The organism is Paenibacillus sp. MMS20-IR301 (assembly GCF_032302195.1).
GTDB lineage: Bacteria > Bacillota > Bacilli > Paenibacillales > Paenibacillaceae > Paenibacillus_AQ.
This window is the reverse complement of sequence record NZ_CP135275.1, coordinates 5,507,387-5,521,288: the sequence shown is the minus strand read 5'-3', so window position 1 is coordinate 5,521,288 and position 13,902 is coordinate 5,507,387. Positions and strand designations below refer to the sequence as shown.

General features: G+C 55.4%; 11 protein-coding genes. 9 read left to right on the top strand and 2 right to left on the bottom strand.

The annotated features are described in order from the left end of the window. Positions 1-13: 13 nt before the first annotated feature. Positions 14-1,438 carry a MocR-like pyridoxine biosynthesis transcription factor PdxR gene (locus tag LOS79_RS23505; RefSeq protein WP_315412757.1) on the bottom strand — a complete coding sequence of 475 codons (1,425 nt, stop codon included), beginning with the start codon at positions 1,436-1,438 and terminating at the stop codon, positions 14-16. Positions 1,439-1,563: 125 nt separating this feature from the next. Between LOS79_RS23505 and LOS79_RS23500 the strand changes: the two genes are divergently transcribed. The 4 genes from LOS79_RS23500 to clpB all read left to right on the top strand — a co-directional run bounded on the left by LOS79_RS23500 (position 1,564) and on the right by clpB (position 6,851). Beyond that, complete coding sequence (locus LOS79_RS23500) at positions 1,564-2,118, top strand: GNAT family N-acetyltransferase (protein WP_315412756.1); 555 nt, start codon at positions 1,564-1,566, stop codon at positions 2,116-2,118. Positions 2,119-2,333: 215 nt separating this feature from the next. After that, entirely contained in the window at positions 2,334-2,804 is a 471-nt protein-coding gene (locus LOS79_RS23495; RefSeq protein WP_315412754.1) for an Hsp20/alpha crystallin family protein, read from the top strand. Between the two features lie 302 nt (positions 2,805-3,106). Further along, a complete protein-coding gene (locus tag LOS79_RS23490) occupies positions 3,107-4,099 on the top strand; it encodes a DnaJ C-terminal domain-containing protein (protein WP_397386683.1) in 993 nt (330 codons plus the stop codon). A 103-nt stretch (positions 4,100-4,202) separates the two neighbouring features. Then, positions 4,203-6,851, top strand: a complete 2,649-nt coding sequence (gene clpB / locus LOS79_RS23485) for an ATP-dependent chaperone ClpB (protein ID WP_315412752.1) — start codon at positions 4,203-4,205, stop codon at positions 6,849-6,851. 688 nt (positions 6,852-7,539) lie between these two features. Here the strand turns inward: clpB and LOS79_RS23480 are convergent. After that, positions 7,540-9,360 (bottom strand): glycosyltransferase, encoded by a 1,821-nt coding sequence (locus LOS79_RS23480; protein WP_315412750.1) that lies wholly within the window; start codon positions 9,358-9,360, stop codon positions 7,540-7,542. Between the two features lie 235 nt (positions 9,361-9,595). Here LOS79_RS23480 and LOS79_RS23475 point away from each other — a divergent pair, with 235 nt between their 5' ends. From LOS79_RS23475 to LOS79_RS23455, 5 genes are all read left to right on the top strand, one after another. After that, the gene (locus LOS79_RS23475; RefSeq protein WP_315412749.1) at positions 9,596-9,817 is read left to right on the top strand and encodes a hypothetical protein; all 222 of its coding nucleotides are present in this window, start codon (positions 9,596-9,598) and stop codon (positions 9,815-9,817) included. After that, the gene (locus LOS79_RS23470) at positions 9,814-10,260 is read left to right on the top strand and encodes a peptidylprolyl isomerase (RefSeq protein WP_315412747.1); all 447 of its coding nucleotides are present in this window, start codon (positions 9,814-9,816) and stop codon (positions 10,258-10,260) included. Before LOS79_RS23475 ends, LOS79_RS23470 begins: the two co-directional genes overlap by 4 nt. Positions 10,261-10,381: 121 nt before the next feature. Further along, entirely contained in the window at positions 10,382-12,001 is a 1,620-nt protein-coding gene (locus tag LOS79_RS23465; RefSeq protein ID WP_315412746.1) for an ABC transporter substrate-binding protein, read from the top strand. A gap of 84 nt (positions 12,002-12,085) precedes the next feature. Beyond that, positions 12,086-13,036: an ABC transporter permease gene (locus LOS79_RS23460; protein ID WP_315412744.1), complete on the top strand. Its 951-nt coding sequence runs from the start codon at positions 12,086-12,088 to the stop codon at positions 13,034-13,036. A gap of 7 nt (positions 13,037-13,043) precedes the next feature. After that, positions 13,044-13,889 carry an ABC transporter permease gene (locus tag LOS79_RS23455; RefSeq protein WP_315412743.1) on the top strand — a complete coding sequence of 282 codons (846 nt, stop codon included), beginning with the start codon at positions 13,044-13,046 and terminating at the stop codon, positions 13,887-13,889. Positions 13,890-13,902 lie beyond the last annotated feature (13 nt).

Here is a 13,902-nt window from a genome sequence, read left to right as displayed (position 1 = left end):
TAAACTCAATAAATCATTTGCCCTCTGCCTGGAAAGCTTCCCCAAGCCATACCTCCGCCAGTCTGCGGATGCCTTCGTCAATCAGTCCCCCGGCAATACCGCCGAAGCCCAGAATGAACTCAGGATGATTACTGCCCGGCTTGTCCCACCATGTATAAGACATGGGTGTGACGCGGATACCGGCAGCCCCGGCTGCGGCGGCAAGCTCGTGTGCACCACCCGCTGCCGGCTGCTTCAGTGTCAGCAGCAGATGGAAGCCTGCACCCTGGCCGCTGAGCGCCGCGGCATCTCCGAAGTAATGACTGACCGCCTGTACCAGCAGGTCATGCTTGCGCTGGTAGAGCAGCCTTATCCTGCGCAGATGCTTCTCAAAGTAGCCCCGTTCCATGAAATAATGCAGGGCAATCTGATGCAGCCGCGAGGCCGAATGCTCCAGATACAGCTCGCTTCTCAGGCTGTGATAGACAGGCAGCAGCTCCCGGGGCAGAACCATATAATGAATGCAGAGTGCAGGAGTGAATGACTGGGCAAAGCTGCACATATAGATGACAGGACTGTCCGGGACCAGTCCCTGAAGGGCTGGAATGGGCCGCCCGTGATAGCGGAACTCCCCGTCATAATCATCCTCAATGATATAGCCGCTCACAGACCGCGCCCACTCCAGCAAGGCGAGGCGTCCTGCAACCGGCATAGCCATCCCGCGGGGGAACTGATGAGAGGGAGAGATATATACAGCGTCTGCCCCGCTGCCATACAGCTTCCCTGCCTGCAGGCCCTCCTCTTCCAGCGGAATGGGCTTAATCTCATAACCGCTGCGTTTGAACGCTGCCGGCAGCAGATGATATCCCGGATCCTCAATTGCGAGCCGGGTTACCCGTTCCTTAAGCATCAGGCACAGCAGCGAACAGAGCGTATACTGGTCGCCGCCGATAACGACCTGATCGGCCGTGCAGCGCAGCCCGCGGAACTGCCGCAGATAAGTGGCAATGCTGGCGCGGAGCGCAGGCTCCCCCTGCGGATCGCCGTATTGCAGCAGATCGGGATTCGTCAGCTGCTCCTGATAGAGGCTGCGCCATATTTTATGCGGGAACGTGGTGAAATCATTGCGGGACATATGGAAATCATACGGATACCTCCGCGGATCGCGGGGGGTTATAGGCTCGGCTGCCGGAAGTGTCTGTCCTGCTGCTTCCGCTGAAGTACCGCTTATGTGAATCTGCAGCACATAATAGCCGCTGCGCGGCTTGCTGGCGATGAAGCCCTCCGCAAGCAGCTGCTGATAGGCCAGCTCGACAGGGGTGGCGCTGATGCCGCACAGCCCGGCCAGCCGGCGGATCGAAGGCAGACGCGTGCCGCCGGGCAGGGTGCCGGAGATGATTTCTTTTGCCAGATAATCATAGAGCTGTATGTAGTACGGGGTTTCGCTGTGTTCGTTCAAATCCGGGACAAGCAGCATCTTTCACCTATCAATCTGTCCTTTGAAAATAGACGTTTCTGTATATTTTATAGTATACAGATTTGCTTTACCATTAGGGCTATAACACCAGGCAGGAGATGACAGGCATGACTAAGCATTCAGCGCTTTTGACAGGAGCACAGGTATATCTGCGCCCGCTTAACGGGGAAGACGCCGGATTATATTATCATATGTTCTATGGTACAGAGGTCCGCAGACTTACGGGAACGAAGAAGCATATAACGAAAGAGCAGATTGCCGGCTATATTGAGCGCAAAGCGGGAGATGACAGTACGGTGCTGCTGCTTATTGCCCTGAAGGAGAATGATGAGGTGATCGGTGACATCGCCATTCAGGATATCGACCCGGACAACCGCAGTGCGAATCTGCGGATCGCCATCGGTGAGGAACGCTATCAGGGACAAGGGTACGGGCGTGAGGCGCTGCTGCTTATGCTGGACTACGGATTTGGTATTCTCAATCTGCACCGGATCGAGCTGGAGGTCTATAGCTATAATGCCCGTGCGGCGCATGTCTATGAATCGGTTGGATTTGTCCGGGAAGGGGTGCGGCGCGACACGTTATTTTACAACCATGAGTATCATGACGTAATTATGATGGGTATGCTGGAGAGCGAATACCGGGCACGTTATGTGAAATGAAGCCTTAAGGTCAAATAAGGTCAAATCATGATTAAGGTTAAAATTTAACCCAAAAAACAGGCCGAAATGCCGGGATTCTCCGGTTTTTCGGCTTATTTCCGTTTTGTCATCCCCGCAGACAGGGACTATAATAAAGTCATAGGTCAAATAAAGTCAAAGTCAAAGTTAAAGCGGAAGTACAATAATAACTGAGGTCAACGAGAGGAGAATGGATTATGTTTGATTTGGTTCCGTTTGGTAAACGCAGAGAAGATGCTTTTGGTGTGCTGGCCAAGTCGCTGAACGAAGTATTTAACGATGATTTCTTCGCACCGCTCACAAGCTCAGCGCTGTCCTTCCGGACCGATGTCCGCGAGAGTGAAGGAGCATATCTGATTGAAGCCGAGCTTCCGGGATTCAAAAAAGAGGATATCAACATCGACTATACCAGCCCATACTTGACGATTAAGGCAGTCCGCAAAGAAGAGAAGAGCGAAGACAACAAGGAGCAAATGGCCGTGCGCCGCGAACGGCGGTATGGCCAGTATGTGCGCCGCTTCTACGTTCAGGATATTGCGGAGGAAGGCATCCGCGCATCACTTCAGGACGGCGTGCTGAGCCTTGAGGTGCCGAAGCGGCAGAAGACTCAGGGCAAACGTATTGAAATTCAGGATGGCGGAGGCTCATCCGGCGGGCCGCTGCAGTAAGCAGCAGGATTAACTCACAGGGTGAGTGGTTCTCCGGGGGAAGCGGAGAGCCGGGCTTTTCATATAGCAAGATCACAGGCGCATTGTAGTGGGAGTTCTGCTATGATGCGCTTTTTCCTGAAAAAAGGGTTAAGTTCTATATAAAAAGCGCCTTAGCAACTCCTGCAGTGGTGGTGTTCACGGGGAGTGAAACTGTATCAGCCTTGTGAATAATCAGGTAAGCCGGGAATAGGCTTGTTACAGGGCGGAATCCTATATAGATCCTTTTAATGTTTCCCATTATACGAAAGGAGGAGGTACGGATGGCAGCGAATTATTACGAGACTCTGGGTGTCGGCAGGCAGTCGTCGAAGCAGGAGATTAAGAAGGCCTATCAGAAACTGGCCAAGAAGTGGCATCCTGATGTCAACAAGGCTCCGGAGGCGGAGGCGAAGTTCAAGGAAGCAGCCGAAGCGTACGAAGTGCTGGGTAATGAAGAGAAGCGGGAAATCTATGATGAGGAGCTCCGCTACGGCTCCGGCCGTGCGGGAGCGCGGGGGCCGCGGGGCAACGGATCAGCCTCCTCGTCGTCGTGGGAAACGCCCTTTGGTGCGGGCTGGAGCAGCGGAGCTGGCTCCGGCGGCATCGCCGAAGAAGACCTGTTCGGGATGTTCTTCGGCAGCCGGGGGGCGGCTGAGCGGTCCGGTTTTGATTTTTTTGGCGGCGGAGCTGCCCGCCAGAGCGGAGACCCCTGGGCTGACGGGTACAGTACAATGCAGGCCCAGCTGGATATTACACTGGAGCAGGCGTACCGGGGCGGAAGCATCAGTGTTCAGGCCGGAGGCAAGGATCTGAATGTGCAGATTCCGGCGCGCTCGGCTGAAGGGACGGTCATCCGGGTTCCCGGCGGCAGCGCAGGAGAGGGAGGCGACCTGCTGATCTCACTGCATCTCCTGCCGCATGACATTTATGAGCCGGACGGCGGGGATTTGCTCGGCACGATTGAGATTGCCCCCTGGCAGGCGGTGCTTGGCGGGGAAGCCAGGGTGGCGCTGCCGGATGGCAGCAGCGTCAAGCTAAAGATTCCCGCAGGGATGCCGGGCGGCCGGTCGCTGCGGCTCTCCGGCAAGGGGCTTAAGCGTCCGGACGGTACGAACGGTGATATTCTGTTCAAGCTTGAGCTCGTTATTCCGGCAGAGACCTCGGAGGCCGAGAAGAAGCTGTACCGCCAGCTGGCCGATTCCGGCAGCTTCCAGGCCGGAGCGAAGCGGCAGGCTCCCGGCGGGGCACAGCGGCGCAGAGCCACCACGGGATAATATTGACAATAATTATAACGCCGGGCATCCGGCTGACTGATAGTATTACAGGCTGCGGCCGGGACTACACCGGCATTTACATGAAAGAAAGGTGCTGATTCTTATGGATTTCAATAAGCTGACACAGAAGCTGCAGGAAGCTGTTGCAGAAGCCCAGTCGCTGGCTGCTGCCGGCGGACACCAGGAGATAGATAATCTCCATCTGCTGAAGGCACTGCTCTTGCAGTCCGAGGGGCTGCTGCCCCGCCTGCTGCAGAAGATGAATATTCCTGCAGCCGAGCTGCTGCAGGGAACGGAGGCGCTGCTGCAGCGGAAGCCGAGCGTAAGCGGCAGCGGCGCAGGCACGATGCGGCGTTATGCCTCGCCTGCGCTGATCGCCCTGCTGGAAGAGGCGGAGCGGGAAGCGGCCGGGATGCAGGACGAATTCGTGGCCGTGGAGCATGCCGTACTGGCGATGGTGTCTGATTCCGGCAGCGGCAGCCGTGAGCTGCGCGGGCTGTTCACGAGCCGGGGGATCTCGCGCGAGAAGCTGCTCGGGGTGCTGGCCGAGATCCGCGGACACCAGCGGGTGACGAGCCGGGAGCCGGAGGCCACCTATGAGGTGCTGGAGAAATACGGCCGTGATCTCGTTGCTGAGGTGCGGGCGGGCAAGATTGACCCCGTGATCGGGCGTGATGCCGAGATCCGCCGGGTCATCCGTATTCTGTCGCGCAAGACCAAGAACAATCCGGTGCTGATCGGGGAACCGGGCGTCGGTAAAACAGCGATCGTGGAAGGACTGGCCCACCGGATTGTCCGCCGGGATGTGCCGGAGGGACTGAAGGACAAGACGATTTTCTCGCTGGATATGAGCGCCCTGATTGCCGGAGCCAAATACCGCGGGGAATTCGAGGAGCGGCTGCAAGCCGTGCTGAAGGAGATCCGCGAGAGTGACGGCCGGATCATCCTGTTCATTGATGAGCTGCATACCATTGTCGGCGCAGGGAAGACCGAAGGGGCCATGGACGCGGGCAATATGCTGAAGCCGATGCTGGCCCGGGGCGAGCTGCATTGTATCGGGGCCACTACGCTGGATGAGTACCGCAAATACATCGAGAAGGACCCGGCGCTCGAACGCCGCTTCCAGCAGGTACTGGTCAGCGAGCCGGATGTCGAGGATACGATTTCCATCCTGCGCGGCCTCAAGGAACGCTTCGAGGTGCATCACGGGGTCAAAATCTATGACAGCGCACTGGTTGCAGCCGGGGTACTGTCAAACCGCTACATTACAGACCGCTTCCTGCCGGATAAGGCGATCGATCTGGTGGATGAAGCCTGCGCGATGATCCGTACCGAGATCGATTCGATGCCCGGCGAGATGGATGAGGTGACCCGCCGCCTGATGCAGATGGAGATTGAAGAGGCTGCCCTGAAAAAGGAAACCGATGACGCCAGCAGGCGCCGTCTTGAAATCCTGCAGCGGGAGCTGGCTGATCTGAAGGAGAAGCATCTGGGCATGACTGTCCGCTGGGAGAAGGAGAAATCGGCGATTCAAGGTCTCCGCGAGCTGAAGAAGCGGCTGGAGCAAGCGCGCAAGGAGCTGGTCGATGCGCAGGAGATCTATGATCTTAACAAGTCGGCCGAGCTGAGCTATGGTATTATTCCTGATCTGGAACGGCAGCTGAAGGCCGCTGAGGAGGCTGCTTCGCAGGATCAGGAGACCCGGCTGCTGCGCGAAGCCGTGACGGAAGAGGAGATTGCCGATATTGTCTCGCGCTGGACCGGTGTTCCGGTCAGCCGGCTCGTGGAAGGCGAGCGGGATAAGCTGCTGCGGCTTGAAGATACGCTGCATGAACGGGTGGTCGGACAGGATGAAGCTGTCCGGCTGGTGGCAGATGCGGTGCTCCGGGCCAGAGCCGGCATCAAGGACCCGAACCGGCCGATCGGTTCGTTCCTGTTCCTCGGGCCGACTGGTGTCGGCAAGACCGAGCTGGCCAAAGCGCTCGCCGTATCGCTGTTTGACCGCGAGGACGGCATGATCCGCATCGATATGTCGGAGTATATGGAGAAGCATAGCGTTTCGCGTCTGGTCGGCGCTCCTCCCGGATATATCGGCTACGAGGAAGGCGGCCAGCTGACAGAGGCGGTACGCCGCCAGCCTTATACGGTCGTGCTGCTGGATGAAGTGGAGAAAGCCCACCCTGATGTGTTCAACATCCTCCTGCAGCTGCTGGATGACGGGCGGCTGACCGACTCGCAGGGCCGGGTGGTTGACTTCAAGAACACAATTATTATCATGACCTCCAATATCGGCTCTCCTCATCTGATTCAAGGTACGGATGACAACGGCGAGCTGACTGAAGCCGTTAAGAACCTGGTAATGAATGAGCTGCGCGGCCATTTCCGTCCGGAGTTCCTGAACCGGGTAGACGATATTGTAATGTTCAAGCCCTTGACGCTCAGCGAAACCGGGCAGATCGTCGTTAAGCTGGTCGATGGGCTCCGTCTGCGTCTGGCCGAACGGGGCATCGGGCTTACGCTCAGTGAAGCGGCGGTCCGCTTCATCGCCGAGGAAGGCTTCGATTCCGTCTATGGCGCAAGACCGCTGAAGCGGTTCATCCAGCGCAGCCTGGAGACCCGGGTGGCACGCGCACTGATCGCCGGAGAAGCCGAAGAAGGCTCAGTGCTGGCTGTGGATATTGCTGACGGCGGGTTGGCCGTTTCGATAACGAAACCGGAGCCGGAGCCTGCGAAGACGGCGGGTTCAATGTAACCGGAGCCGTTTGAAAAGAAGAAGGAAAAGCGTTCCGCCGTAAGGCAGCAGCGCTTTTCCTTTTTTTGTACTACTTTATACAGCTCTAAAAATCTTCGCGCGTTGTATTAAAAATGTACGTGGCCTGTGCAGCAGACCAGATGGTTGCGCAGCATTAATCAAGAGGTTTGACAGCCGCCGTGGGCTAAGCACCGCGCATTTAGGAGCAGCGTGGAGCCAAAAGCGGATAATAGTTGTATTCTGTGCAATTAAAAGCCGGCGAAAACCCGCATGTCTAGGGATAACTGTATTCTGTACAATTAAAAGTAGGGAAATTGTTCTTTTGCAGCAAAGAAGCCATTTTTAAGTGTACAAAGTGCAATTAGAAATGTTCCTGCGCAGGAATGAAGCGTTATAGTTGTACAAATTACAGTTATAACATGAGCGGTAGTCCTATAGCAGCCTACTCGTAACTTGCAATTCGGGCAAGATGTGCTGCGGAATCAGGAAGTTCTCCAGTTCAAAATAAGTAGCTATAACTGCGATAAAGTACAGTACTCCCGGCACCTTTTGGCTCCCATGATACCGGACAGGATGAGATTTCACCAGGTTGAGCGTTAATTATTAGTTATAATCTAAAGACTCGGCTTGTAGTCTTGGGGCTGGAGTTTGGCTATGTTTGTTTATTGGAACTTCTATTATACTTCTGTTATTCGCTCCAGGGCACCAGATGAGGATGCGGGTCAAGAATGGACAGATACTGCTCCTTCCAGCCGTATTGGCCGTCCGGGTCAAGCGTCATGTAGCGCAAATATTTCTCCAGCCGGTATTCCGGCTTCGACCAGCCGAGATGCTTCAGCCGCAGATTGCTCAGCTGGTGGGACAGCTCAAATACATTCTCCGGCAGCCGCCCGGAGTGCTGCGGCAGGTCATTCCAGAGGTAATTGAAATCCTCCCGGTAACGGACCAGGAAGGGACGGTAGCTCTGATGGGAGCGCCAGTACATATCTTCCCGGTAATGATTGTCGTTCCAGAAGTCGTAGAGCCTGAAGCAGAACAGGTCGCAGTTATCCGTACGCAGCAGGGAATCCACTTCGCTGCGGAACCCGGACTCAAACATTTCATCGGCATCCAGACTTAGAATCCATTCCGGCCCCGTCTGCACGACCGCCTCCCACTGCTGCTTGCGCAGCTCCGATTCATGATTGAAGCGGGAAACATCATTACGCACCAGATGCAGCGGAATTCCCTGAAGCACCTCCCGGCATATCTCTGCCGTGTCATCGGTACTGCCGTCATCGATGATGACTGCCTCATCGATATATTGGCGGTGCTCCTGCAGCACCTGCCGCAGGAAGCGCTTGCCCTCATTCTTGACGACCATCGTGAGCGTCAGCTTCGGCCGCCGGGCCGCTTCGCCGCCGGCCCCATCTATCGCCTTGCCCGCTGCCGCCTCCACCTCTGCGTCAGCGGCCAGGGCCTCTGCATCAGCTCCGCTCGCCGCATCGGCCTCACCGCCTGCCGCCGGATTCCTGTCCGGCGGCTCTGCCGCGCTGCCGTCCCCGCCGGGCGCCAGCGGCTCCTTCGACAAGCGCCGCTGCGCCTCGGCCTTGGACCACAGTGCATCCCACTGGGCGGCCCCGTCCAGCGCTCTTTTGTCCGCCGGGGCGTCATCCGCCTCGCCCGGGGGAGCTTTTACGGCTTGATTCCCCGCATCCGCCTCCTCCGCCTGAACGAATTCCGCCACCTTCTGCAGGTCGCTGTCCCTGTAGAGATGCAGCGCCGGGTAGTGGGTGTCCACGAACAGCGGGATGCCGAGCGCAGCTGCCCGGATGCAGAAATGGCGGTCCTCACCCCAGTAAGAGATGTTGCGGACCCGGTCATAGCTGACGCCGGAGGCAATCGCCCGGCTGCTGATCAGCGTGCAGGCGCCGAGGCCGCCGACCTCATAGACGCCCGGCTGCTGGAGCTTCTGCAGGAAGGCATGGAACCGGTGGTTAATCTCCTCGCGGGAGAGCTGCTCGCCGGGAAGCACCTCCCATTGGTTGTATTCGTCATGAACCCAGACCTGCGGCTGCATAATCGCACCCGGCTGCCACTGGGTCCAGAACACCTCAGAGATAATATCCTTGTCCGTGGCAAGCAGGTGCAGCAGTGTGTCCGGATGCAGAATGAGATCGGAATCAATCAGGAAGAGATAATCATACCCGAAGGCATCCGCCCGGCGGATCATCAGATTCTTGAAAGCGGCCACCTTCCACACCAGATTGGAGTTCCAGAAGTGGGTGGTGTCGTCACGGATATAGGCGTCATGGAACCCTGAGGTCTGCAGGAAGACTTCCCGGCCGCTCCCGGCGAACTGCTGCAGAAGCCGGCTGGAGGCTTCGTCCTGGTTATCATCAATGAAATAGAAATGCAGTTCAATATGGTTGAGGCGGAGACGCAGCAGGGAATTCAGGAATTGCTCTAGAATAGCCGGTTTTTGATGGATCGGGCTGCCCAGCAGAACCCGGGTCCGGGCCCCGCTCATACCCAGCCGCTCCAGGATAAGGTCAACATAAATCGAACATCCCCTTCTGATTCGCAGATAGATGATATGGATTATATGTATTCAATATATTTAGAGAGGTACGGGACTAATTCCGGTTTTTCAAAAATATAGCGCCGCTTCAGGTAATTTATGGATTGGTATCTCCCGGGAAGCTGTTGTACAATACCGCATAGACCAAACATTAGGGATCCTACGATATGCAGATTGGAGTGAGATGATGGAGAAGACGCCTTTGAAGGTACAGCAATTAATCAATCTGCTCCTGGCCATGAATCCGCGCGCCGAGGTGCTTCTGTATGGTGAGGGCGGAGCACTCCGGCCGCTGACGGATGAGGATGTTCAGGAGATCTATGCGCCGGAGCAGCCGGCTAAGACCGTGGCCCATATTGGAGTTCCCGCAGGTACGGGGACTGAAGATGCGGAGGGGAAACTATGAAACTGGCAAGCATACAGCTGAGTAAAGGACAGGAGATCCGGCTGGAGCTGTTTGAGCAGGAGGCCCCGGGAACGGTAGCCAATTTTGAAAAGCTGGCGAACAGCGGCTTTTACAACGGCCTGACTTTCCAGCGCGTAGTCCGCGGTTTTGTCGCCCAGGGCGGCTGCCCGGACGGTACCGGCAGGGGCGGTACGGACCGTATTCCCTGCGAGACACAGGGGAATCCGCATAAGCATGTGCGCGGGGCGTTATCGATGGCCCATTTCGGGCCGGGTACAGGCTCCTGCCAGTTTTTTATCTGCTATGATGACTTCGATTATCTTGACGGCTGGCATACAGTGTTCGGCAGGGTAATTGAGGGGATGGAGCATGCAGATGCCTTGCGGCGCGGGGATATTATGCAGGAAGTCAGAGTCTGGAATGCGGAGGATTCTGCGCTGTAGCAGGGGCGGTATATTAATTTTTAGTAGTGGAAAATTAATACATTGTAATTCCGACTATTCCGATATATAATCGCATAACACACAGAGTGAGATAACTCACAGTCATGGAGGAGAGAAACATATGCGTAAAGGATTATCCGGGGTTATTATGCTGATGATATTAACACTAGTGATTAGTGCTTGCTCTAATGGAAATAATGCGGCATCGACAAATGCGGGTGCCAGCCAGTCACCGGCGGAAACGCAGCAGCCTGCTGCAGGCGAACCGAAGGATGGCGGCAGCTTGATTATCGGGGTCGCATCTGATCCTGTTGTGCTTAACCCGAACTATGCCGGTGACCGTGTCAGCCTGACGATTGACCAGGCGCTGTATGCACCGCTGTTCCAGGTGAACAATGGGGAGAAGACCTTCTACCTGGCTGAGAGCCTGACACCTTCGGCTGATAACCTTACTTACACACTGAAGCTTAAGGACGGACTTACCTGGCATGACGGTGAGAAGCTGACGGCGGATGATGTAGTGTTCACTATCGACAGTATCCTTGACGAGAAGCAGAACAGCTTCCTGAGAGCCAACTTCCTGATTGGCGACAAGGCGGTCAAGGCGGTTAAGGTCGATGATCTGACAGTTGAATTCCAGCTGCCGCAGGTCAGCCCGGCGTTTGAAGCAACGCTGGTGCAGGTGTCCCCGATTCCGAAGCATATTTTTGAGAATGAGACCGATCTGGAGAAGAGCACCAAGAACGCGGCTCCTGTAGGCTCCGGTCCGTTCAAGTTCAAAGAATACAAAGCCGGCGAATACTTGACGCTTGAGCGGTTCGATAACTACTTCGGCGGTAAGCCGCATCTGGACTCTGTAACCTACCGGATTGCCAAGGATACCAATGCTGCGAACCTTGCCCTGCAGAACGGCGAGATTAACGTGCAGTACCTTGATCCGAAGGATGTAGCAACGATTCAAGCTACTAACAACTTTGAAATTCTGCCTTACAGTGAAGGCCGTCTGGCTTATCTGATGTTCAATGCGAACAGTGATACCGGCGCTCTTGCCAAAAAAGAAGTCCGTCAAGCCCTGTCCCTGGCCCTGAGCCGCGACGAGCTGATCCAGACAGCGTACACTTCCAGTGAATATGCTGACCCGGCGAAGTCATTCCTGACTCCGGACGCGCTGTATTTCACTAATGATGTAACTACCTTCGATAATGATGCTGCCAAGGCCAAGGAACTGCTGGCGGCTGCGGGCGAGAGCAACCTGAAGCTCCGTTATATTGTACAGAGCGGTAACAAGGCACAGGAAGCGATCTCCCTGTATGTGCAGCAGAAGCTGAAGGCTGCCGGTGTAGAAGTTGAACTGCAGAACATGGATTCCTCGGCCTGGGTACAGAAGTTCATTGATCTGAAATCTACCGACTACGAACTGGCATTGACCGGTTATATCATGGGCTATGATCCTGACGCTTACCGTATCCTCTTCACTACGGACAGCTCTTCCAACTACTCGCATTATTCGAACAGCGAAGTTGATAAGCTGATGAATGATGGTGCCGGCGAAGCCGATCCTGTGAAACGTGCCGATATCTACAAGCAGGTACAGGAGATTATCGCTGAAGATGCGCCGATCTACCCGATCGCTTATACTAAGACTGTTGTTGCTGTATCCAAGAACTACGGCGGTATTGATGAAGCTGTACTGAAGCCGGTGGTTATTTTCGAGGACCTGTCCAAGATTTATCAGAAATAATTACCGTAAAAAATAAGCACGGCACAAAAATAAGCTGGCGCGCCAGCTTATTTTTTGCCGGTTAAGAGCTGGGAGAATCCGCGCATGAGACAACTCATCGTCCGAAGGTTGCTGCAAACACTGCCGATGCTGTTTTTTGTATCGGTCGTCTGTTTTACCATGATCAAGCTGGCTCCGGGAGACCCGGTGCTGTCCTTTGTTACCCCTAATATGCATGCTGATGATATTGAACGCATCCGCCACAATCTGGGGCTGGATAAGCCTGCCTATATTCAATATTTCATCTGGATTAAGGAGATGTTCCGGGGCAACTTCGGGTATTCCCTCATTAATCACCAGCCGGTGCTGGGGCAGATTCTGGAGCGCCTGCCGGCAACAGCCGGCCTGATGGGCAGCGCGATTGCGCTGGCTGTAATTCTGGCGATTCCGCTTGGCCTGATTGCCGGTGCGAACCGCAACCGCTGGGCGGATAAGCTGATCAATTTCATATCCTATGTCGGGATCTCCATTCCGCTGTTCTGGCTGGCGATTCTGCTGATGTATCTGTTCGCGATTAAGCTGCATCTGCTGCCGAGTATGGGGATGCGCACCATTGGTGTAGAGTCGCCGCTGGATGTGCTGAAGCACGGCATCCTGCCTTGCACGGTGCTGGCTTTCGGCTTCCTGGCCGGTTATGTAAGATATATCCGTTCCAGCACGATCGGACAGCTGAAAGAGGAATATGTGCAGATCCAGTATGCGTTTGGCTCGAAGAAATCGACGATTCTGTTCCGCCATGTCCTGAAGCATGTGCTGCTGCCGGTAATTACGCTGCTTGGCATGTCGATGGGGGATCTGGTGGCCGGAGCGATTGTGACAGAAACAGTATTCTCCTGGCCGGGTATCGGCTCCCTGGGGATGACGGCAGTCAAGGGGATGGATTATCCCGTGATTATGGGTATTACGCTGTTCTCCTCACTGATGCTCATTGTCGGTAATCTGGCGGCGGATATTCTCTACAGCTTTGTCGATCCGCGTATTAAATTAAAGGGGTGACCTCAGGATGAACCGCAGTAAATGGAAAAATTTGCAGTCAGAGCTGTTTACGAATGGTCTGGGTGTCGCTGCACTTGTTATATTGGCTATTTTTACACTGGGAGCTATCTTCGCCTTCTTGTCCGGGTATGATCCTAATGCGATGGATGCGATGGCACGGCTGACGAAGCCCGGAGCCGGGCATCTGTTCGGAACGGATGATTACGGCCGGGACTATCTGTCCAGAGCCCTATACGGCGGCCGCGTCTCGCTGCTGGTCGGCTTCGCCTCCATGATTGTTGCTACCTTCGTCGGAGTGCTGGTCGGGGTAATCAGCGGATATTTCGGCGGCTGGCTCGATAATCTGCTGATGCGGATGCTGGATATCATCATGTCGATTCCGTCCTTCCTGATTCTGCTTCTGCTCAGTGTCTATCTGAAGCCGAGCATCGGCAATCTGATTATTATCATTGCCCTGCTGATGTGGATGAACGTGGCCCGTGTCGTCCGTGCAGAGACACTGACGATTAAGGAACGCGAGTATGTGCTGTATGCGAAAGCATCCGGACAAAGCGCCTTCGGCATGATCTGGCGGCATATTCTGCCCGGGCTTATACCGGTTATTATTGTAGGTGCGACGAATAATATCGCTTCCGCCATTATGATGGAATCATCACTCAGCTTCCTCGGCTTCGGGGTACAGCCGCCGAATGCCACCTGGGGCAGCATGCTGAACAGCGCACAGGGTTACATTGCCCAGGCGCCTTATCTGGCGCTGTTTCCGGGGCTGATGATTCTGCTGACTGTGCTGAGCTTTAATGTACTGGGTGATATTTTGCGGGTCGGCTTTGAACCGAAGCTGATCCGGAGATAGGGGAGTGGAACAT

Bases quoted from the DNA above. Each gene is read 5' to 3' on its own strand.
- LOS79_RS23500 (WP_315412756.1), top strand. From the start codon at position 1,564: ATGACTAAGCATTCAGCGCTTTTGACAGGAGCACAGGTATATCTGCGC.
- LOS79_RS23495 (WP_315412754.1), top strand. From the start codon at position 2,334: ATGTTTGATTTGGTTCCGTTTGGTAAACGCAGAGAAGATGCTTTTGGT.
- LOS79_RS23490 (WP_397386683.1), top strand. From the start codon at position 3,107: ATGGCAGCGAATTATTACGAGACTCTGGGTGTCGGCAGGCAGTCGTCG.
- clpB (WP_315412752.1), top strand. From the start codon at position 4,203: ATGGATTTCAATAAGCTGACACAGAAGCTGCAGGAAGCTGTTGCAGAA.
- LOS79_RS23480 (WP_315412750.1), bottom strand. From the start codon at position 9,360: ATGAGCGGGGCCCGGACCCGGGTTCTGCTGGGCAGCCCGATCCATCAA.
- LOS79_RS23475 (WP_315412749.1), top strand. From the start codon at position 9,596: ATGATGGAGAAGACGCCTTTGAAGGTACAGCAATTAATCAATCTGCTC.
- LOS79_RS23470 (WP_315412747.1), top strand. From the start codon at position 9,814: ATGAAACTGGCAAGCATACAGCTGAGTAAAGGACAGGAGATCCGGCTG.
- LOS79_RS23465 (WP_315412746.1), top strand. From the start codon at position 10,382: ATGCGTAAAGGATTATCCGGGGTTATTATGCTGATGATATTAACACTA.
- LOS79_RS23460 (WP_315412744.1), top strand. From the start codon at position 12,086: ATGAGACAACTCATCGTCCGAAGGTTGCTGCAAACACTGCCGATGCTG.
- LOS79_RS23455 (WP_315412743.1), top strand. From the start codon at position 13,044: ATGAACCGCAGTAAATGGAAAAATTTGCAGTCAGAGCTGTTTACGAAT.